Genomic DNA, 20821 nt, shown 5'->3' with positions numbered 1-20821 from the left:
CATGCGCTCCGATACCCACACCCGTCCCCGGGCCGCCACGGGCGGCTGGACCGACCGCGTCCTCGACGTCGAGGTCGGGCCCGTCGCACACGGCGGGCACTGCGTCGCCCGCCACGAGGGCCGGGTCGTGTTCGTCCGGCATGCGCTGCCGGGGGAGCGGGTCCTCGCCGTCGTCACCGAGGACACGGGCGGCTCGTTCTGCCGGGCCGACGCCATCTCGGTCCGCGACCCTCACGCCGGCCGGGTGGCTCCCGCCTGCACGTGGGCACGCGCCGGTGGCTGCGGCGGCTGCGACTGGCAGCACGCCACGCCCGGGCTGCAGCGCGAGCTGAAGACGGTCGTCGTCCGCGAGCAGCTGTCGCGGCTGGCCGGGATCGACAGCGACGTCGAGGTCGAGGAGCTCCCGGGCGGCCCGCTCGGCTGGCGCAGCCGGGTCCGTCTCGCCGTCGACTCCGAGGGGCGGGCCGGGCTGCGCGCGCACCGCAGCCACGACGTGCTGCCCGTCGCCGACTGCCCGATCGCACCCGAGGGTGCGCTGCCGGCGATCCTCGCCCGCCCGCACACTCCCGGCTCGGAGTTCGAGATCGTCGTCGACGCCGACGCCACTGTGCACGACGAGCGCGACGGCGCCCCCGTCGTCCAGCGCGCCGCCGGCCGCGAGTGGCTGCTGCGGCCGGGCGCGTTCTGGCAGGTCCACCCCGAGCTGGCGGGAACCCTCGCGGGCGTCGTCGGGGAGTGGGCGCAGGCCCGGGCGGGCGAGTCCGCGTGGGACCTCTACGGCGGCGCCGGGCTGTTCGCGTCGGTGCTCGCCGAGCAGGTCGGCACCGACGGGGAGGTGACGGTCGTCGAGTCGTCGGCGGGTGCGGTCGCCGACGGTGAGCTCGCGCTGGCCGATCTCCCGCAGATCACGTGGCGGGTCGGACGGGTCGAGCACGCGCTGGGCTCGCTGGCCGACCCGGACGTCGTCGTCGCCGACCCGCCCCGCACCGGGCTGGGGAAGGCGCTGGTCGCGAGCATCTGCGAGCGGGCCCCGCGGCGGATCGTGCACGTCGCCTGCGACCCGGCGGCGCTCGGCCGTGACGTGGGCCTGTTCGCCGCGGCGGGCTACCGGCTCACCGCGCTGCGCGCCTTCGACGCCTTCCCGATGACCCACCACATGGAGTGCGTGGCCCGGCTCGAGCGATGAGGGCGCTGCGTTGCGAGAACCGGGACAGCTGCTAGAACCGGGACATGGGACTCGCGGAGCACGTCGCGGACTGGGCCCCCGGGCCCGTCGAGGAGACCGACCGGATCGGCGCGTGGTCCGCGCACGCGTTCGCCGACCTGCTCGACCAGCCCTCACCCGTCGACGCCGCCGGGGTCCTGCCGCCGCTGTGGCACCGCTTCGCGTTCCTGGAACGTGCCGCCCAGCACGAGCTCGGTGAGGACGGCCACGTCCGCGAGTCGCACTTCCTGCCGCCGATCCCGGACCGGCGGCGGATGTTCGCGGGCGGGCGCCTGGAGTGGCACGCCCCGGTGCGGATCGGTGACGATGTTGTGCGGCGCACCGCGATCGGCTCGATGACCCCCAAGTCCGGTCGCAGCGGCGAGATGCTGTTCGTGACGTTGCGCCACGAGTTCCGGTGCGACGGCCGGCTCCTGCTGTCCGAGGAGGAGGACCTCGTCTACCGGCAGCAGAAGCCGGGAGAGGGCCGCCGCGTCACCGCGCCCGTGGCGGCCGAGGCCGGGCCGCACACCGCCGGTGGGCCGTGGACCGCCCGCCTGGAGCCCGACGAGGTGATGCTGTTCCGGTTCAGCGCGCTGACCTACAACGCCCACCGCATCCACCACGACCTCCCGTACACCACCGGGGTCGAGGGCTTCCCCGGGCTGGTGGTGCACGGCCCGCTGCTGGCGTTGCTGCTGCTGGAGCTGCCGCGCCGACACGCCCCGGACCGGACCGTGCGGTCGTTCGAGTACCGGCTGCGGGCCCCCGCGTTCGCCGGCACGCCGATCCTCGCCGCGGGCGGACCCTCCGCGGCGGACTCCGCGGGCACCGCCGAGGACACCGCCGACCTCGCCGCAGGCACCGCCGACGGCCCGCCGTCGATCACCGGCACCGTCGGATTCGCCTGACGCGCGTCGACGGGCTCGCCGCCGGATCGTGGTCCACCGAGCTCGACCCCGGCCCGGTCCCGCCGGCCCGCCGGACCGTTCTCCGGCCGAACCCGGCGGCGGGGTGCGGTTCTCGGGTGCCACTAGCGGATCGGTGCGTCGCCCCATCGGGTCCCCCGGCGACGGCGGGCCCGGCCCGGTTCGCGACGATGGTCACGTGACGGACAAGGCAGCTTCGGTTCAGCAGCGGATCGCCGACGAGCTCGGCGTGCGCCCGCACCAGGTCACCGCGGCGGTGGACCTCCTCGACGGCGGTTCGACCGTCCCGTTCATCGCCCGGTACCGCAAGGAGGCCACCGGCGCCCTCGACGACGCCCAGCTGCGCACCCTCGAGGAGCGGCTGCGCTACCTGCGGGAGCTGGAGGAGCGGCGCGAGGCGGTCCTGGACTCCATCCGCGGGCAGGGCAAGCTCGACGAGGCCCTCGAGGCCCGCATCCTCGCCGCGGACTCCAAGGCCCGGCTCGAGGACATCTACCTGCCCTACAAGCCCAAGCGCCGCACCAAGGCGATGATCGCGCGGGAGCAGGGCCTCGAACCGCTCGCCGACGCGCTGCTGGGTGACCCGTCGCTCGACCCGACCGCCACCGCCCAGGTCTACGTCACCGGCGAGGTCGCCGACGCCGCAGCCGCGCTCGAGGGCGCCCGCTCGATCCTGGTGGAGCGCTTCGCCGAGGACGCCGACCTCATCGGTGGCCTGCGCGAGCGGATGTGGAACCAGGGCCGGCTCGTCACGACGGTCCGCGACGGTAAGGAGAACGACACCGCCGCGGCCAAGTTCTCCGACTACTTCGCGTTCTCCGAGAACTTCACCACGCTGCCCAGCCACCGGATCCTCGCCGTGTTCCGTGGGGAGAAGGAGGAGGCGCTCGACGTCACCCTGGAGCCCGCGGCCGAACCCGCCGAGCCGGGCGTGCCCACGGAGTTCGAGCGGCGCATCGCCGCCAACTTCGGCATCGCCGACGAGGGCCGCCCGGGCGACCGCTGGCTCCTCGACGTCGTCCGCTGGGCGTGGCGCACCCGCATCCTGCTGCACCTGGGCATCGACATCCGGGTGCGGCTGCGCACGGCCGCCGAGGAGGGTGCCATCGGCGTGTTCGCCGCCAACCTGCGCGACCTGCTGCTGGCCGCACCGGCCGGCACACGCTCCACGATGGGTCTCGACCCGGGGCTGCGCACCGGCGTGAAGGTCGCCGTCGTCGACGCGACGGGCAAGGTCGTCGCCACCGACACGATCTACCCGCACGCCCCCCGCAACGACACGAAGGGTTCGCTCGCGACGCTGACCCGCCTCGCGGCCGCGCACGACGTCGAGCTGATCGCCATCGGCAACGGCACCGCCTCCCGCGAGACCGACGCCCTGGCCGCCGAGCTCATCGCCGCGAACCCGGCGCTCACGTTGACGAAGGTCATGGTCAGCGAGGCGGGTGCGTCGGTGTACTCGGCGTCGGCCTACGCGTCGGCGGAGCTGCCCGATCTCGACGTGTCGATCCGCGGCGCGGTGTCGATCGCGCGCCGTCTGCAGGATCCGTTGGCCGAGCTGGTGAAGATCGAGCCGAAGTCGATCGGGGTCGGCCAGTACCAGCACGACCTGCCCGAGTCGTCGTTGTCGCGGTCGCTCGACGCCGTCGTCGAGGACTGTGTGAACGCCGTCGGGGTCGACGTCAACTCGGCGTCGGCGCCCCTGCTGCGCCGGGTGTCGGGGATCAGCGAGTCGCTGGCCACCGCGATCGTCGCGCACCGCGACGCCAACGGCCCGTTCCGCACCCGCACCGCGCTGGCCGACGTGCCGCGTCTGGGCCCCAAGGCGTTCGAGCAGTGCGCGGGCTTCCTGCGCATCCGTGGCGGCGACGAGCCCCTCGACGTCTCCGGGGTGCACCCCGAGGCCTACCCGGTGGTGCGCCGGATGGTAGAGGCCGCGAAGGTCTCCATCGGTGAGCTGATCGGCAACTCCGGAGCGCTGAAGACCTTGGCGCCCAAGCGGTTCGTCGACGACACGTTCGGCCTGCCGACGGTCACCGACATCATCACGGAGCTGGAGAAGCCCGGCCGTGACCCGCGGCCGGCGTTCCGGACCGCGACGTTCGCCGAGGGCGTCCACAAGATCTCCGACCTGCGGCCGGGGATGCTGCTGGAGGGCGTGGTCACCAACGTGGCGGCGTTCGGAGCGTTCGTCGATGTGGGCGTGCACCAGGACGGACTGGTTCACGTGTCCGCGATGTCGACGAGCTTCGTGTCCGACCCGCGGGAGGTCGTGAAGTCGGGCGACGTGGTGCGGGTGAAGGTGCTCGAGGTCGACGAGGCCCGCAAGCGCATCTCGCTGACCCTGCGTCTCGACGACGAGCCCGGCACCGGCCGCGGCGGCGGGCGCCGCGAGGGTGGCGGTCGTGGTGCCGGTGAGCGCGGGCCCCGCCCGGGTGGTGACCGGCCTACGGGTGACCGGCCTACGGGTGACCGGCCTACGGGTGACCGGCGCGGTGGCGACCGGCGAGGCTCGGACAAGCAGGGCGGCGACCGGCGCGGTGGCGGCGGCGGTGGTGGCAAGGGCGGCGATCGGCGCGGGGGAGACCAGGGCGGCCGCTCGGGCCAGTCCCGGCCGCGTCCGGAGCCGGCCAACAACGCGATGGCCGACGCGCTGCGCCGCGCCGGCTTCGGCGGCAAGTAGCCCTTCGTCCGCGGGCGTCGGCCACCGCGGCCGACGCCCGCGGCGGCCCAGGGGAACAGCACATGCCGGCGAGGCGTTGTGCAGGGCGGAACACCACGTGACCGGCGCGACCCGGCCCCGGGCGTGATCGTCGGGGCGAGGCATGGGACACTGGTGTGTCGGTCCGTCGCGATGCGCCGGACCGAGAGCCCCAGATGGTCCACGTCTTTGCACGCCGCAGGGCCCCGCGGGCTTCCGTGAGTGATCTCCGTGAGTGCCCGCGTCCAGTGACGGACGCGCTCTCCCTGCCGCAACAGAGGACGTGTGTGAGTACCCTGCTCGACCTGCCCGAGAACAACTCCGAGACCCCCGAGTTCGACGACGCCGCACTCGCGGCCGAGATCGACTCCGTGGAGGACCTCGCGTCGACCGACGCGACAGACCTCACCGGGTCCGACTCCGACTCCGCTGACATCAGCGACTCCGCTGACATCAGTGACTCCGCTGACATCAGCGACGTCGCCGACCCCGATGTCGCCGACAGCGGCATCGCCGACGAGTCCGAGGACTCCGACGGCGGCTCCGACGACGACTCCGACGACGACAGCGACATCGTCGACGAGGACGACACCGACGACGAGGACGGCGTCCGCTTCGCCGACCTCGACCTCGTCCCCGCGCTCCAGCGCGCGATCGAGGAGCTCGGCTACGAGAGCCCCAGCCCGATCCAGGCCGAGGCGATCCCGCCGCTGGTCGAGGGCCGCGACCTCATCGGTCAGGCCGCCACCGGCACCGGCAAGACGGCGGCGTTCGCGCTACCGATGCTGCAGAAGCTGGCGACCGCGCCGGCCGACGTGCGTCGCACGGCGCCGATGGGCCTGGTGCTGGCGCCGACCCGTGAGCTCGCGATGCAGGTCACCGAGGCCGTCGCCCGCTACGGCAAGGGCGTCCGGGCGCGGGTGCTCGCCGTGTACGGCGGCGCCCCGATCGGCCCGCAGCTCGGTGCGCTCAAGCGTGGCGTCGACATCGTCGTCGCCACCCCGGGCCGCGCGATCGACCTGATCAACAGGGGCGCGCTGAGCCTCGACCAGATCGAGGTCGTCGTTCTCGACGAGGCCGACGAGATGCTCGACATGGGCTTCGTCGAGGACATCGAGACGATCCTGCAGTCCACCCCCGACACCCGGCAGGCCGTGCTGTTCTCGGCCACCATGCCGCGCCGTATCGAGGTGCTGGCCCGCACCTACCTGACCGACCCGGTGATGGTGCGCATCCAGCGCGAGGAGGTCCCCGAGGGCGAGGCGCCCCGGGTCCGCCAGACCGCGTACATGGTGCCGCGCACCCACACCACCGCGGCGCTGGGCCGCATCCTGGAGCTGGAGCGGCCGACCGCGGCGATCGTGTTCTGCCGCACCCGCGCCGACGTCGACGCCGTCACCGAGGCACTCACCGGCCGCGGCCTGCGTGCCGAGGCGCTGCACGGCGGCATGGACCAGGAGCACCGCACCCGCGTCGTCGACCGGCTGCGCAGCGGGCGGACCGACCTGCTCGTCGCCACCGACGTCGCCGCCCGCGGTCTCGACATCGACTCGCTCACCCACGTGGTGAACCACGACGTGCCGAAGTCGCCCGAGTCCTACGTGCACCGCATCGGCCGGGTCGGCCGCGCGGGTCGCGAGGGCGTGGCGATCACGCTCGTCATGCCCGCGACGGTGCGCCACCTGCGCAACATCGAGCGCCTCACCGGCACCCCGGTGCCGGTCTCCCCGGTGCCGACGGTCACCGACCTCGCCCGCGCGCGTGTCGAGCGGACCAAGGTGGCGCTGCGCGAGAAGCTGCTGGCCGACCGCGCGGTCGCCGGCCGCGGTGCCGACGACGGCGTCGCCGCGATGATCGCGTCGCTGTCCGACGAGTTCGACCCGATCGAGGTCGCCGCGGCCGCGGTCCGGATCGCCCGCGACGTCTCCGGCGCCCCCGAGGACGAGCTCGACATCCCCGTGGTGTCGGCGCCCCGCGAGGGTCGCCGTGACCGCGACCGTGACAGCCGCGGTGGCACGGCGGGTCGCCGCGAGTTCGGCGGCGCCCGTGGCCAGGGTCCGCGTCCGCCCAAGGCGGGCACGACCCGGCTGTTCGTCTCGGCCGGCCGCGCCGCGGGGGTGCGCCCGCAGGACATCGTGGGTGCGCTGGCCAACGAGTCGCGGCTCTCGGGCCGCGACATCGGCGCCATCCAGATCCACGAGCGTCACGCGCTGGTGGAGGTGCCCGAGCACGCCGCCGACGACGTGCTGCGCTCCCTGCGCGGCGTCACGACGCTGAAGGGCCGCCGCGCCAACGTGCGTCGCGACCGGGCCTCCTCGGCGACGTAAGGCTCCATCGCACGAACGGCGACGGCCGGTCCCGGAACCCCGGGGCCGGCCGTCGCCGTGTCCGTGCCTGTGGCGGGCGCGGTGCCGGTGCCTCAGTGCACCTGGACCTCGTCGCCGACCTCGAGGGCGCCGTAGAACGTGACGGCGTCGTCGTGGGACAGGTGCACGCACCCTGCCGACGGGTTCTTCGGGTTGCCCTCGTGGAACGCGATCCCGCCGGGGGCGAAGAACACCGAGTAGGGCATGGGCGCGTTGTCGAACTCCGCGCTCCTGTGGTGCTCGTCCTTCCACTGGACGTCGAAGGTGCCGGTGGGGGTCTCCTTTCCCTGGCCGCCGTGGCTGATGCCGACGGGGCCGGTGGCGATCGCGCCGTCGTCGATCAGCCAGGCCCTGTTCGTGGCCAGGTCGACGCAGGCCCGCGCCGTCACCGTGCACGGCGTGCCCTCGACCATCGCGCCGGAGCTCCCGCCACCGCTGTGGCCGGCGGCCAGCGCGGTGCCCGAGAGCACCCCGACCGCCGCTCCCGCGACCAGAACCGTCGCTCCGACCAGTGCACCGGCGCGTGCCGGACCCCGCAGCCGCGGGGCGCGCCGTGTGCTGTGCTCGCCCATGTACGTCCTTTCCCGACGTGTCGTCCGCGACGGCCAACGAGCGCTGCAGGCCGAGGTGACGACGACGCGCCGGGACCGTCCGGTACCCGTCGACAATCCCCGGAGGGGGGTTCGGGCGGTCCGTCCCGAGTTGTGGGGTCCGGCCGTGGGAGGTAGTACCTCAGGGCGCCGCGCGGGGCCGCGTGGGCGGGAGGAGGTCCCGATGTCGCTGCCCGAGTCCGGAACGGTTCCCGCGCCTGTCGCCGGTGCCGTCCGCAAGGCGATGTGGCGGCTGCTGCCGTTCCTGGGGCTGTGCTACCTGCTCAACTACGTCGACCGGGTCAACGTCGGCTTCGCGTCGGTGACGATGCGGCCGGACCTGGGGCTCTCGGCGACCGCCTACGGGCTCGGCGCGGGCCTGTTCTTCGTCGGCTACTTCTTCTTCGAGGTGCCGAGCAACGTCATCCTGCACCGGGTCGGCGCCCGGATCTGGATCGCCCGCATCATGATCACCTGGGGGATCATCGCGTCGGCCACGGCGTTCGTGCAGGGCCCGAACAGCTTCTACGTGGTGCGGTTCCTGCTCGGCTTCGCCGAGGCCGGCTTCTTCCCCGGGATCATCCTGTACCTGACGTACTGGTTCCCACGGGTGCAGCGGGCCCGCGTCGTGGCGCTGTTCTTCCTGGCCGTGCCGTTGTCGTCGGTGTTCGGGGGGCCGCTGTCGGGCCTGCTGATCGATCACGGCGAGGGGGTCCTCGGCTTCGCGGCCGGCTGGCGGTTCATGTTCTTCGTCGAGGGCATCCCGGCGTTCCTCCTCGGGATCGTCGTGCTGTTCGTGCTGCCCAACCGGCCGCGCAACGCGCGCTGGCTGTCGAAGAACGAGGCGACCGCGCTGGAGGAGGCCATCGCGCGCGAGGACGAGTCCGAGGTGCCGCACGGGCCCGGACTGAAGGCGGCGCTGCGCGACGGCCGGGTCGTGGCGCTGTCGGTCGTCTACTTCGGGGTGGTGTTCGGCCTCTACGTGCTGGCGTTCTTCCTGCCGCAGGTGGTCGACGAGCTGGAGGGCTCGCTGTCGGGCACGCAGATCGGGCTGGTGACGGCGATCCCGTACGCGGTGGCGTCGGTGGTGATGGTGCTGGTGGCGCGGCACTCCGACCGGACGGGGGAGCGGGTCGGGCACGTCGCCGTGCCGGTGCTCATCGGTGCGGCAGCGGTGGCGGTCGCCTTGTACCTGGACTCGCCGTGGCTGGTCATCGCCGCGGTCACCGTGTGCGCGTGCGGTGTGTTCGCGGCGATCCCGGTGATCTGGCAGCTGCCGCCGACGTTCCTCACCGGTGTCGGTGCCGCCGCCGGCATCGCCCTGATCAACTCCTTCGGCAACCTGTCGGGCTTCGTCGGCCCGTACCTCACCGGCTGGCTGGAGGACCTCACCGGCTCACTGCGGGCCGGCATGTGGTGCGTCGCAGGCTTCATGACGCTGTCGGCGGTCGTGGTCGTCGCGATCCGGCGGTCGGTGCGCGACGGGGCCCCGGCTAGGTTGGGAGCGTCCGAGCGGGACGAGCCCCCACCACGCGTCCCCACACCCGGTAGCCCCACCAACTCGACCACTACTCGACGGAGCGTCGAATGACCGAACTCGCGGACCGGCCCACGTCCCAGGCCGCCGATCTCAAGCCGCGCAGTCGCGACGTCACCGACGGCATCGAGCGCACCGCCGCGCGCGGCATGCTGCGCGCCGTCGGGATGCGTGACGACGACTTCGCGAAGCCGCAGATCGGGATCGCGTCGAGCTGGAACGAGATCACCCCGTGCAACCTGTCGTTGCAGCGTCTCGCGCGGGCGGCGAAGGAGGGTGTGCACGCGGCGGGCGGGTTCCCGATGGAGTTCGGCACGATCTCGGTGTCCGACGGCATCTCGATGGGCCACGTCGGCATGCACTACTCGCTGGTCAGCCGGGAGATCATCGCCGACTCGGTGGAGACGGTGGTGCAGGCCGAGCGACTCGACGGCACGGTGCTGCTCGCGGGTTGCGACAAGTCGCTGCCCGGCATGCTGATGGCCGCGGCGCGGCTCGACCTCGCGTCGGTGTTCGTCTACGCCGGGTCGATCCTGCCCGGCCACGTCGACGGCCGCGAGGTCAACATCTCCGACGCGTTCGAGGCCGTCGGCGCCTGCATCAAGGGCCTCATCACCCGCGAGGAGCTCGTCGAGATCGAGCGCAACATCTGTCCCGGTGAGGGCGCCTGCGGCGGCATGTACACCGCCAACACCATGGCCAGCGCGGCCGAGGCGCTCGGGATGGCGTTGCCGGGGTCGGCGAGCCCGCCCGCGGTGGACCGGCGTCGTGACGGTTCGGCCCGTGCGTCGGGGGAGGCGGTGATCGGGATGCTGGCGAAGGGCATCACCGCGCGCGACATCCTCACCCGCGAGGCGTTCGAGAACGCGATCGCCGTCGTGATGGCGTTCGGCGGTTCCACCAACGCCGTGCTGCACCTGCTGGCCATCGCGCACGAGGCCCAGGTGGAGCTGTCGCTGGACGACTTCAACCGCATCGGCGACCGCGTCCCGCACCTCGCCGACGTGAAGCCGTTCGGGCGCTACGTCATGTCGTCGGTCGACCAGGTCGGCGGCGTGCCCGTCGTCATGCGGGCGCTGCTCGACGCCGGCCTGCTCCACGGCGATGCGCTCACCGTCACCGGGCGCACCGTCGCGGAGAACCTCGCCGAGATCGACCCGCCCGACCTCGACGGCACGATCGTCCACGCCCTGTCCGACCCCATCCACCCCACGGGCGGCCTGACGATCCTGCGCGGCTCGCTCGCCCCCGACGGCGCCGTCGTGAAGAGCGCCGGGTTCGACTCGGCCACCTTCACCGGCACTGCCCGGGTGTTCGACGGTGAGCAGGGCGCGCTCGACGCCGTCGCCGACGGCACGGTCGTCGCGGGCGACGTCGTCGTCATCCGCTACGAGGGCCCCCGCGGCGGCCCGGGCATGCGCGAGATGCTCGCCGTCACCGGCATGATCAAGGGCGCCGGGCTGGGCAAGGACGTCCTGTTGATCACCGACGGCCGCTTCTCCGGCGCCACCACGGGGCTGTGCGTCGGCCACATCGCTCCGGAGGCCACCGACGGCGGCCCGATCGCCCTGGTCCACGACGGTGACCAGATCACCCTGGACATGACCGCCCGCACCCTCGACATCGGTGTCGACGACGCCGAGCTCGAGCGTCGCCGCGCCGGATGGACCCCGCGGGAGACCGCGTTGCGCACCGGGGTGCTGGGCAAGTACATGAAGCTCGTCGGCTCCGCGGCCACCGGCGCGGTCTGCGGCTGAGCGGGGAGACGAAGACAGTGGTCCGGAGGCGTCCGGCCGGCCAACGCCGCGCGGAGAAGCTCGCGGCGCGGCGCCGGCGTGGAGGCGGGGTGTCGAAGCCGGTCACCGGGCTGCGCCCGATCCTCACCCTGCCCGGGCTCGACGGCTACGGCCCCGACGACCTGCCCGACGTCGAACGCACCGACGGCGTCCCCGAGCTGCGGCTCGCGCTCGCGCAGGCCCGCGCGGAGCAGGAGCTGGGCTACCGGATCCCGCCCGTCGCCGACCCCGCCGCCCATCCGCAGGAGCGGATCGTCGAGTGGACGGCGACGGTGGGCCGCCACCAGACCGCGATCCTCGCCGCCGACCTCGACGAGCACGCCTGCGTCGCCGACCTCGTCGAGCACCGGCTGGCCGCGGCGGTCGCGGCCACGGTCGCGACGCGGTCGGCGGAGCCGGCGCGCGAGGAGGTCGCGATCCTGGTGGCTGCCGACGGTGGGCGCACCGGGCGGGCGGTCCGGCTCGCCGCCGAGGTGCTGGGGGAGCGTCTCGCCGAGCCCACCCCGGCCGCGTCCGCCGAGGGTGCCGCGCTCGGGTGGGTCGCCGCGCACCTGGGTCCCGACATCGCCGCGCAGGCCCGTGAAGCGATCGGCATCCCCGTCGCGGACGCCACGGCGTCGACGGTGACGGCGTTGCTCTGGCTCGCGGCGGGTGCGGCGGCGGGCTGAGCTCGGACGGTTACAGCAGCGAGGGACCCGTGTCACGAGCGCTCACGACACGCTCGGTGCGACGGGGCGGCGGGCAGGACCGGCCCGGGGCGTCCGTCAGGTGCGGGTGAGCTTCACCAGCTCGTGCACCGGGGTGTCGGGCAGGTAGGCGCGGGTGATGGCGATGCCGATGCGGGCCAGGTCGGCCTCGTCGCGGTACACGAGGTGCATGGCCTCGTAGCGCGGCTGGAACTTGGCCTTGAACGCGTGCAGCGACCGGAAGCCGTAGAGCGGCTCGAGGACGTCGCCGATCTGGTCGAGGACCTTGGCCAGGCCGTGCACCGGACCCTCGCCCTCGGCGCGGGCCAGCGGGGCGCCCGACAGCGACACGATCTCGACGCCGTCGTCGCGGAACGAGGCGCAGCTCTGCGCGATCAGGAACTCCACGACGGGCCGGAACCCGTCGGGGCGGCGCAGCATGACGTCGAGCGTGCGGCCCCGGACCCGGCCGTCGGGTCCGTAGACCGGCAGCCACGACGTGACGCCGTGCAGGACACCGTGGGAGTCCTGGGCGATGCCGACACGGACGGCGCGGTCGAGGGCCTCGTCGACACCACCGAGGGTGAAGCCCATCTCGGGCAGGCTCTTGTCGCCGACCCACTCCTCGCTCATGCCGCGGACTCGTTCGACCACCGACCACGGCTCGTCGGCGAGGGTGACCATCCGGAACTCGATCTGTTCCTTCTTGGCCCGGTTGATGGCGGAGCGGACGTTCTGCCACGGCTTGCCGGTGAAGGCGAGGCCCGGCAGGTCGATGAGGGTGTCCTCGGCGACCTGGACGTGCTGCCAGCCGATGGCTTCGGCGGCGGCGGCGGTGGCGTCACCGACGGAGAACATGCAGGGGACGAGCCCGGCGCGGTCGGCCATGCGGGAGAACGCGGCGACGGCCTCGTCGTGTGACCCGGCGGGGCCGATGGGGTCGCCGAGTCCGATCGCGACTCCGGCGTGGGACTGGTAGGCGATGACGATCCCGGGGTCGCGCTCGGCGTCCCCGGTGGTGGCCACGGGTCCGTCGGGACCCGGCTCGGCAGCCGTGGCCGTGGTGTCCGGAGCGGCGACCTCGGTCGGCGTGGGCTCCGTCGGAGTGGGCGCCGTCGGCGTCGCCTCGGTCGGGACGGCCTCCGCGGCGGCGACCAGCGTCCGCGGCTCCTCGACGGGGGCGTCCTCCGGGTCGGCCACCGGAGCGGCAGCGGTCCCGCCGGGCCCGGTCCCCGGCAGCGGGCCGGTGCCGAACCAGCTGTTGGCCGGCCACGTCGCCATCCAGGAGATCGTGCCCCCGCCGTGGCGGTGCAGTGCGGTCACGGCGTCGTCGCGGTCGGCCACCGACTCCTTGCCCTTGCGGATCCGCCGTTTCGACGGCGTCCGGAACGCGTGCCGTCCGATGATCAGGACGAGCAGCAGGAGCAGCCACAGCAGCCGGTCGGCGATGAACAGCGGTCCACCGATGATCTCCCAGGGCTCGTCGAGGACGATCGCGACGATCACGATCACCGCGACGGCCAGGCCGAGGACGACGTTGAGGATCCCGATGCCGACGGCCCACCGCCACGCGACGCGCTTGCCCTTGCGCAGCCCGTTGAGCAGCAGCAGTGCGAGCACGAGCGTGATGAGGACGTCGACCCAGTCGCTGTCGGTGTCACCGGTCGGGCCGAGCGGGCCGTCGGAGGGGATGAGCCAGGACAGGACCGTGCCGAGCAGGATGACCAGCACGCCCGCGACGGCGAGGAGCCGCCACTCGCGGCGGCTGGGGCGGCCGGTGCGGGCGGCGCCGAGGCCACGGGTGAGGGCGTGCCCGGCGAGCAGGCCGGCGCCGCCGGCGACGACGTGTTCGAGATCGGCGAGGTTGCCGCCGTAGACGAGGGCGACGAGCAGGTAGATGCCGATGCCCAGGCGCAGCCGCAGCCGCCACGGTGAGCGCAGGACGGCGGCGGTCACGGCGAGGGCGGCGAACGCGCCCGCCGAGAAGCCGGCGTCGAGCTGGGAGCCCAGCGTCACGGCCCAGGGCCACCCGGTGGGCCGGGTGGCGAGCAGGATCAGCGCCGAGCCGACGATGCCGACGAGGTGACCGCCGATGGTCACGGCGGCGGCCCGGGCGGTGCCGAGCCGCCACTCCGCCCAGCCGGTGAACAGCACGAACGACAGCAGCATCGGGACGTAGAAGACGGGGCCGACGGCGAAGAACGGCCCGGTGACCAGCGTCCAGACGTGCCCGTCGAGCAGGCTGGGGAGTCCGTAGCCGACCTGGCCGTACCAGGAGCGGTCCTCCAGGGCCGACCAGAACGACCCCGTCGCGAGGCCGACCACGATCATGATCACCGCGCAGACGGCGGTGAACGGCACCCGCCGGAGCATTGCGACCACACCGGCCGGAGTCGGTTCCGGTGCCGGATCGCCCGTCGTGTCGGGTTCCTGCACCGCGGCCTCGGACATGCCCTGCCCCCTCGTCGTACCCGGTCGTGCCGCCGTCCGTCCGGAGCCGGCACCGGCCGATCGTCCCGGCTCGCAGCGTGCCCGGTCCCCGGCCCGGCGGCAAGGTCACCGGAACCGGAGTCGGCCCCGGACGCGGCGAACCCCGGATCGGGCGCCCCGGACGACTGTGGGCGTGCGGGTGCAGAACCGGACCGTGAGGTCGGCGCCCGGGGCCGGTCAGGGCAGGTCGGTGCGGTGGACGGCGCGGACGATCCGGCCGTCGGCGACGACGAGCACCGGCCGCCCGTCGCCGGGGACGCGGGCGAGAGCGGCGGCGACGGACTCGCCGAGCCCGACCGTCGCGAGCGGGGGCTGCAGGTGCGCGGTGACACAGGCATCGGGGTCGTCGGCGGCCGCGCGGCGCAGCCCGGCCAGCGAGACGGAGCCGACGACATCGCCCGTCGCCCGGCCGGCCGTGGCGCCGTCGCGGTCGGCGACCACCGGCACGACGTCGGGCCCGCCCGTGTCCGGGACGTTCGCGAGGACATCGCCGACCCGGCGCCCGGCCGGGACGACGCGCAGCGGGCCGGGCGGGGCGACGGGGAGCACGTCCCGCACGAGGGGTCCCTCGGCAGCGTCGACGAACCCGAGCCGAACACACCACTCGTCGTCGAAGTACTTGCTGAGGTAGGCCCGGCCGGAGTCGGGGGCGATCACGACGACGACGTCGCCTTCTCCCAGACCCGCGGCGACCCGCAGGCCCGCGGCGAGGGCGGTGCCCGACGAGCCGCCGAGCAGGAGGCCCTCCTCGCGCGCGACGCGGCGCACGAGACGGACGGCGTCGCCGTCGGGGACCGTGACGAACTCGTCGACGACCGACGGGTCGTATGTCTGCGGCCATTCGTCGACGGCCGTGTCGGGGTGCAGGTAGTGCCCGACGGCCTCGACGGTGTACGGGCTGCCGTCGCCGCCGGAGTAGCGCGACGTGGCCGGGTCCGCCGCGACGATCCGCACCCGCCCGTCCGAGACGGCGCGCAGGTGCCGGGCGGTGCCGCTGATGGTCCCGCCGGTGCCGACGCCGGCGACGAGATGGGTGATGCGGCCGCGCGTCTGCGCCCAGATCTCGGGGCCGGTCGTGTGTTCGTGGACGAGCGGGTTCGCGGGGTTGGTGTACTGGTCGGCGAGCCAGCCGCCGGGGGTCTCGGCGGCGAGGCGTCCGGCGAGGCGGCGCACGTGCCGCGGGTCGTGCTGCGCCACGGTGCCCGGGGTGAGGACGACCTCGGCGCCGTACGCGCGCAGCAGCGCGATCTTCTCGACGGCGGTGCGGTCGGGCACGACGAGCACGCACCGGTACCCGCGCCGCGCGGCCACCATCGCCAGGCCGATCCCGGTGTTGCCCGACGTCCCCTCGAACACGGTGCCGCCGGGCCGCAGGCTGCCGTCGTGTTCGGCCGCGGTGACCATGGCGGACGCTGCCCGGTCCTTGACGCTGCCGCCCGGGTTCGCGTACTCGGCCTTGACGTACACGGCGGCCGCGACGCCCACGGTGACCCGGTCGAGCCGGACCAGGGGGGTCGCCCCGATGCCGTCGGTGAGCGAGTCGTGCACGGGGCCGGGAGAGACCATCGGCCGATCCTGCCCCAGCAGTAGCCTCATGGTCATGCCCGAGACGCTGCCCGACGACTGGGACCGCTGGCGGCGCAGCGTCGACGTCGGTACCTATGACGACCGCTGGGACCGCATCGCCGCACGTGGGGGCAACCCGCACGGCGAGGCCGACCTGGTGACGGCGCTGCTCACCGGGGTGGACGGCCCGTTGGTGCTCGACGGGGGCTGCGGCACGGGCCGGGTCGGGATCGAGCTGGCGCGCCGCGGTGTCGGGGTCGAGGGCCTCGACCCGGACGCGGACATGATCGGTGTGGCCCGTGCCAAGGCGCCGGAGCTGACGTGGCGCCACGGCGGCCTCCAGGAGATCGACGACGACGCGCGGTTCGATCTCGTCGTGCTGGCGGGCAACGTCGTGCCCTACGTCGTGGCGCCGCAGCGGCCGGCCGCCGTCGCGGGCTGCGCGCGGGCCCTGCGTCGCGGTGGGCTGCTCGTCGCCGGGTTCTCGTTGCAGCCGGGCTGGCCGGGTCTGCCCGAGTACGACACCTGGTGCGCGGACGCCGGGCTGGTCCTCGACGACCGGTTCGCCACCTGGGACCGCGCGCCGTACGTGAGCGGCGGCGACTACGCGGTGTCGGTGCACCGCCGGGACTGATCGCACGCGATCACTTGCGGTACCCACCGTCCACGGTCGACGATCGGCCGGGTGGACGTCGTCGAGTACCGACCGCAACCCGACCAGTACGCCTGGACCTTCGGCGGTGCCGCGCCGAGCCATCGCATCGCCCCCGGCACCCTGCTCAAGCTGTGGACCGAGGACGCCTTCTCGGGGCGGATCACGAGCACGACCGACCGGGCCGGCGGCGTGTTGAACCTGGCCGAGCTGAACCCGCAGACGGGGCCGTTCTTCGTCGAGGGTGCCGAGCCGGGGGACACCCTGGCCCTGCACCTCGTGGACCTGGCCCCGGCACGGGAGTGGGGCGCGTCGACGACGGTCCCGTTCTTCGGCGCGCTGACCGCGACGGACCGCACCGCGATGCTGCACGACGCGCTGACCGAGCGGACCTGGATCTACCAGCTGGACCGGGCCGCGAACACGGTGCTGTTCGAGGCGACCAGCGTCGACATGCGACTCGAGCTGCCGTGCAACCCGATGCTCGGCACGGTCGGTGTCGCGCCCGCGGGCCGGGAGGTGCGGTCGAGCCTGGTGCCCGACATGTTCGGCGGCAACATGGACACCCCGGAGATGCGGGCGGGCGTCACCTGCTACCTGCAGGTCAATGTCGAGGGCGCGCTGTTCTCGGTCGGCGACGGGCACTACCGGCAGGGTGAGGGCGAGAGCTGTGGCACCGCCGTCGAGGGCGCGATGGACGTGACCCTGCTCGTCGAGCTGATCAAGGGCGGCGCGGGTCCGGTGTGGCCGCGCATCGAGTCCGACACCCACTACGTCACGGTCGGGTCGTCGCGGCCGCTGGAGGACGCCTGGCGGGCCAGCCAGATGGGCATGATCGGCTGGCTCGGCGAGCTCTACGGCCTCGACCGGCTCGACGCGTACCAGCTGCTCACGCAGATCAGCGAGTCGCCGCTGGCCAACGTCGTCGACACCAACTACTCCGCCGTCACCAAGGTCGCCAAGGCGCTGCTGCCGCCGGCGCGGGCCTACGGCGGAATGCACTCCCACCTGCGCGAGCAGTCCGCCACCCTCTAGGAGACCTCCACATGGACCTGCAACTTGCCGGCCGCCGGGCCCTCGTCACCGGTGGCACCCGCGGCATCGGCGCCGCGATCGTCGAGATGCTCGCCGCGGAGGGCGCCCGGGTGGCGTTCTGCGCGCGCAGCGAGGACGAGGTCCTCGCCCGGGTGGACCTGTTGGGCGGCAAGGGCTACGAGGTCGCGGGCCGGTCGCTCGACGTCGCCGACGGCGAGGCACTCGCCGCCTGGGTCGCCGACGAGGCCACCGAGGCCGGTGGCATCGACATCGTGATCGCCAACGTCAGTGCGCTGGCGATCGGCCCGGGTGAGGAGAACTGGAAGGCGAGCTTCGAGGTCGACCTCATGCACACCGTGCGGCTGGTCGAGGCGGCGCTGCCGCACCTGGAGCGCAGCGACGCGGCGAGCATCATCGCAGTGTCGAGCGTGTCGGGCCGCGAGATCGACTTCGCGAACGGTTCCTACGGCGTCATGAAGGGCGCGCTCGTGCACTACGTGTCCGGGCTGGCGCTCGACCTGGCGCCCAAGGGCATCCGCGCGAACGCGGTGTCGCCGGGCAACGTCTACTTCGACGGCGGGGTGTGGCAGGGCATCGAGAGCGGCAACCCGGACCTGTGGAACCTCGCGCTCGGCCTCAACCCCACCGGCCGGATGGGCACCCCGGAGGAGACGGCGTACGCCGTCGTCATGCTCGCGAGCCCGCTGGCGAGCCGGATCAGCGGCGCGAACCTGGTCGCCGACGGCGCACTGACCCGCGGCGTGCAACTGTAGGCACGTGCGCGAGTTCCGCATCGAGACTCCCCAGGCCGACCTCGACGACCTCCGCGACCGGCTGCGCCGGACGCGGTGGCCCGAGCCGGCGACCGTCGACGGCTGGACCCAGGGCGTCCCCCTGGACTACCTGCAGGAGCTGTGCGCCTACTGGGCGGACGGGTACGACTGGCGGCGCTGCGAGGCCGAGATCAACTCCCGGCCGCAGATCCGCACGGTGCTCGACGGCGGCGCCGACGACACCGTCGACGTGCACGCCCTGCACGTGCGGTCGCGCCACGAGAACGCCCTGCCGCTGATCCTCACCCACGGCTGGCCGGGATCGGTCGTGGAGTACCTCGGGATCATCGACGACCTGGTCGACCCGCCCGACCCGGCCGACGCGTTCCATGTCGTCGTGCCGTCGCTGCCCGGGTTCGGGTTCAGCGGCAAGCCCCGGATGGCGGGCTGGGGCATCGAGCGGATCGCGACGGCGTGGGCGCAGCTCATGGACCGCCTCGGCTACGACCGCTACGGCGCCCAGGGCGGCGACTGGGGCTCGATGATCACCGCGATGCTGGGGACGGGGGCGCCGGAGAACGTCGTCGGCATCCACCTGACGATGCCCCTGGCCGAGGTCCCGCCGGACGAGGAGCGCCTCCCGCTGTCGCGGGAGGAGAAGAAGGGGATGCTCGACGCGAAGAGGTTCCGCCGTTTCGGCACGGGCTACTCCGCCGAGCAGTCCACCCGTCCGCAGACGGTCGGTTACGGCCTCACCGACTCACCTGTCGGGCAGTGCGCGTGGATCGTCGAGAAGTTCTGGGACTGGACCGACTGCGCGGGCTACCCGGAGAACACGGTCTCGCGTGACCGGCTGCTCGACAACGTCATGACGTACTGGCTGACTGGCAGTGCGGCGTCGTCGGCGCGGCTGTACTGGGAGAGCTACGGCAAGACCCGTTACGACACCGTCGAGGTGCCGACGGGGGCGACGGTGTTCCCCCACGAGATGCGCAGGCTGCCGCGGCACTGGCTGGAGCGTCGCTTCACCGACCTGCGGATGCTCAACCGTCCCGAGGTGGGTGGTCACTTCGCGTCGCTGGAGCAGCCGGAGGTGCTCGTCGACGACATCCGCGCGTTCTTCCGGATGGTGCGGTAGCCCCGTGCGGGTTCGGCCTCGACGACGAGATGGCCCAGGCCCACGCCGTCCTCGGCCCGCTCACGCGGGGCCCCGTCGTCGCGATCGACCCCGCGTTCCTCCGTGGTGCGCGGCGGGTTCCGCCTGGTCGACTGGGTGGAGGCGCTCGCGGGGGTGCTGCACCCCCGTGCCCGAGCCGCCGCCCCGGACGGGTCAGTCGGCTCCGGTAGTGCCCCAGCGGCCGGCGAGCCGGGCGAGGAACGGCGCGATGAGCAGCATCAGCACCACGCGGAGCACCTGCATCGCCACCACGAACGTGACGTCGGTGCCCGCGGAGATGGCCGTCGCGAGAACGGCGTAGATGCCGCCGGGCGTCGTCGCGAGGTAGCCCTCCAGCAGGGTCGCGCCGGTGAAGTGCGAGAGGGCGACGCCCAGCGCCGCGCACGCCCCGATGATCACGACGATCAACCCGACCGCCAGCGGCAGTACCCGGGCGACGGTCCGCAGGCTCTCCCGGGTGAACCGCACCCCGGCCTGCCAGCCGATGACGGCGTAGGCGACGTCGACGACCAGCGACGGCGGCGTCGACGCGAACGACCACCCCGTCAGCGCGAGGGCGAGCGCGACGACCATCGGGCCGAGCAGGGCGCCTGCGGGGACCCGGGTGAGCACGCCGAGCGGGACGCCGACCGCGCAGCAGAACGCGAGCACGCCGAGCCCGACGTACCAGGGCGCCGACGCCGAGGCCGTCCCGCCGGGCGGGCTGTGCTGAGCCCCGAACGCGAGCGCGGCGACCACCGGCATCGTCGCGGTGACCAGCCCGACCCTCAGGTACTGCACGACGGCCACGACCCGCTCGTCGCCGCCCAGCTCACGGCTGATCGCGACCAGCCCGGACGCCCCACCGGCGGTGAGCGCGAGCATCCCGGTCAGCGGGGACACCCCCCGCTGCACCCCCATCAGCAGACCGGCCCCCATGCTGGCCAGCAACGTCGCCAGCCCGATGGCCAGCACCGGCAGCCAGTCCCTGGCGACCGCGGCGAGGGTGTCGCTCTGCGCGATCAGCCCGATGACGACACCGATGACCGCCTGCGCGCCCGTCGTCGCCGGTGCCGGCACGGCCCGCGGGGCCCTGCCCAGCAGGGCCAGCACCGTCCCGACGAGCAGCCCCGCGAACAGCGCGGGCGACGGCACGCCGAGGGCCCCCAACCCGACCGTCAGCGGGACGGTGAGGACGACGAGCAACACCCACCGGCCCCACGAGACCCCGCGCAGCCGCTCGCGCGCGCGGTAGCGCCACGACGGCTCGGGAGGTCCGCCCGGCGCCGCCGGCGTCGTCTCCGGAAACGCCGAACCCACGCCCCGACCCTGTCACGCGC

General features: G+C 73.7%; 15 protein-coding genes. 11 read left to right on the top strand and 4 right to left on the bottom strand.

Annotated features, from left to right (window positions below):
• The first annotated feature begins 1 nt into the window (after position 1).
• The 4 genes from TOK_RS18955 (at position 2) to TOK_RS18940 (ending at position 7161) form a co-directional block, all read left to right on the top strand.
• Positions 2–1186 (top strand): class I SAM-dependent RNA methyltransferase, encoded by a 1185-nt coding sequence (locus tag TOK_RS18955; protein WP_098959299.1) that lies wholly within the window; start codon positions 2–4, stop codon positions 1184–1186.
• A gap of 44 nt (positions 1187–1230) precedes the next feature.
• On the top strand, positions 1231–2115 hold the full coding sequence (locus TOK_RS18950) for a MaoC family dehydratase N-terminal domain-containing protein (RefSeq protein ID WP_098959297.1): 885 nt from the start codon (positions 1231–1233) through the stop codon (positions 2113–2115).
• Positions 2116–2311: 196 nt separating this feature from the next.
• On the top strand, positions 2312–4816 hold the full coding sequence (locus TOK_RS18945; protein ID WP_098959296.1) for a Tex family protein: 2505 nt from the start codon (positions 2312–2314) through the stop codon (positions 4814–4816).
• Positions 4817–5121: 305 nt separating this feature from the next.
• The gene (locus TOK_RS18940; RefSeq protein ID WP_216362012.1) at positions 5122–7161 is read left to right on the top strand and encodes a DEAD/DEAH box helicase; all 2040 of its coding nucleotides are present in this window, start codon (positions 5122–5124) and stop codon (positions 7159–7161) included.
• A gap of 92 nt (positions 7162–7253) precedes the next feature.
• On the opposite strand, the gene TOK_RS18935 is transcribed toward TOK_RS18940, so the two are convergent.
• Positions 7254–7772, bottom strand: a complete 519-nt coding sequence (locus TOK_RS18935; RefSeq protein ID WP_098959294.1) for a L,D-transpeptidase — start codon at positions 7770–7772, stop codon at positions 7254–7256.
• Positions 7773–7974: 202 nt separating this feature from the next.
• On the opposite strand from TOK_RS18935, the gene TOK_RS18930 reads away from it, so the two are divergent.
• The 3 genes from TOK_RS18930 (at position 7975) to TOK_RS18920 (ending at position 11791) form a co-directional block, all read left to right on the top strand.
• On the top strand, positions 7975–9381 hold the full coding sequence (locus tag TOK_RS18930; RefSeq protein ID WP_253258481.1) for an MFS transporter: 1407 nt from the start codon (positions 7975–7977) through the stop codon (positions 9379–9381).
• Complete coding sequence (gene ilvD / locus TOK_RS18925) at positions 9378–11084, top strand: dihydroxy-acid dehydratase (RefSeq protein ID WP_098959292.1); 1707 nt, start codon at positions 9378–9380, stop codon at positions 11082–11084. The genes TOK_RS18930 and ilvD overlap by 4 nt, the downstream gene beginning before the upstream one ends.
• 89 nt (positions 11085–11173) lie before the next feature.
• Complete coding sequence (locus tag TOK_RS18920) at positions 11174–11791, top strand: hypothetical protein (RefSeq protein ID WP_098959291.1); 618 nt, start codon at positions 11174–11176, stop codon at positions 11789–11791.
• 96 nt (positions 11792–11887) lie between these two features.
• On the opposite strand, the gene TOK_RS18915 is transcribed toward TOK_RS18920, so the two are convergent.
• Both TOK_RS18915 and TOK_RS18910 read right to left on the bottom strand, forming a co-directional pair.
• Positions 11888–14260 (bottom strand): bifunctional lysylphosphatidylglycerol flippase/synthetase MprF, encoded by a 2373-nt coding sequence (locus tag TOK_RS18915; protein WP_098959289.1) that lies wholly within the window; start codon positions 14258–14260, stop codon positions 11888–11890.
• A 216-nt stretch (positions 14261–14476) separates the two neighbouring features.
• Entirely contained in the window at positions 14477–15865 is a 1389-nt protein-coding gene (locus TOK_RS18910; protein WP_098959288.1) for a PLP-dependent cysteine synthase family protein, read from the bottom strand.
• A 34-nt stretch (positions 15866–15899) separates the two neighbouring features.
• Here TOK_RS18910 and TOK_RS18905 point away from each other — a divergent pair, with 34 nt between their 5' ends.
• The 4 genes from TOK_RS18905 to TOK_RS18890 are packed head-to-tail and all read left to right on the top strand — an operon-like array spanning position 15900 to position 19463.
• Complete coding sequence (locus TOK_RS18905) at positions 15900–16499, top strand: bifunctional 2-polyprenyl-6-hydroxyphenol methylase/3-demethylubiquinol 3-O-methyltransferase UbiG (RefSeq protein ID WP_098959347.1); 600 nt, start codon at positions 15900–15902, stop codon at positions 16497–16499.
• Positions 16500–16550: 51 nt separating this feature from the next.
• Positions 16551–17552 carry an acetamidase/formamidase family protein gene (locus TOK_RS18900; RefSeq protein ID WP_098959286.1) on the top strand — a complete coding sequence of 334 codons (1002 nt, stop codon included), beginning with the start codon at positions 16551–16553 and terminating at the stop codon, positions 17550–17552.
• 11 nt (positions 17553–17563) lie between these two features.
• The gene (locus TOK_RS18895) at positions 17564–18325 is read left to right on the top strand and encodes an SDR family NAD(P)-dependent oxidoreductase (protein ID WP_098959285.1); all 762 of its coding nucleotides are present in this window, start codon (positions 17564–17566) and stop codon (positions 18323–18325) included.
• A 4-nt stretch (positions 18326–18329) separates the two neighbouring features.
• Positions 18330–19463 (top strand): epoxide hydrolase family protein, encoded by a 1134-nt coding sequence (locus TOK_RS18890; RefSeq protein ID WP_098959284.1) that lies wholly within the window; start codon positions 18330–18332, stop codon positions 19461–19463.
• Between the two features lie 192 nt (positions 19464–19655).
• On the opposite strand, the gene TOK_RS18885 is transcribed toward TOK_RS18890, so the two are convergent.
• Entirely contained in the window at positions 19656–20801 is a 1146-nt protein-coding gene (locus TOK_RS18885; RefSeq protein ID WP_253258480.1) for an AbrB family transcriptional regulator, read from the bottom strand.
• Positions 20802–20821: the final 20 nt, after the last annotated feature.

The sequence above is a fragment of the Pseudonocardia sp. N23 genome (genome assembly GCF_002583555.1).
Taxonomy (GTDB): Bacteria; Actinomycetota; Actinomycetes; order Mycobacteriales; family Pseudonocardiaceae; genus Pseudonocardia.
This window is presented reverse-complemented; position numbering and strand designations above follow the sequence as displayed.

Bases quoted from the DNA above. Each gene is read 5' to 3' on its own strand.
- TOK_RS18955 (WP_098959299.1), top strand. From the start codon at position 2: ATGCGCTCCGATACCCACACCCGTCCCCGGGCCGCCACGGGCGGCTGG.
- TOK_RS18950 (WP_098959297.1), top strand. From the start codon at position 1,231: ATGGGACTCGCGGAGCACGTCGCGGACTGGGCCCCCGGGCCCGTCGAG.
- TOK_RS18935 (WP_098959294.1), bottom strand. From the start codon at position 7,772: ATGGGCGAGCACAGCACACGGCGCGCCCCGCGGCTGCGGGGTCCGGCA.
- TOK_RS18930 (WP_253258481.1), top strand. From the start codon at position 7,975: ATGTCGCTGCCCGAGTCCGGAACGGTTCCCGCGCCTGTCGCCGGTGCC.
- ilvD (WP_098959292.1), top strand. From the start codon at position 9,378: ATGACCGAACTCGCGGACCGGCCCACGTCCCAGGCCGCCGATCTCAAG.
- TOK_RS18915 (WP_098959289.1), bottom strand. From the start codon at position 14,260: ATGTCCGAGGCCGCGGTGCAGGAACCCGACACGACGGGCGATCCGGCA.
- TOK_RS18910 (WP_098959288.1), bottom strand. From the start codon at position 15,865: ATGGTCTCTCCCGGCCCCGTGCACGACTCGCTCACCGACGGCATCGGG.
- TOK_RS18905 (WP_098959347.1), top strand. From the start codon at position 15,900: ATGCCCGAGACGCTGCCCGACGACTGGGACCGCTGGCGGCGCAGCGTC.
- TOK_RS18895 (WP_098959285.1), top strand. From the start codon at position 17,564: ATGGACCTGCAACTTGCCGGCCGCCGGGCCCTCGTCACCGGTGGCACC.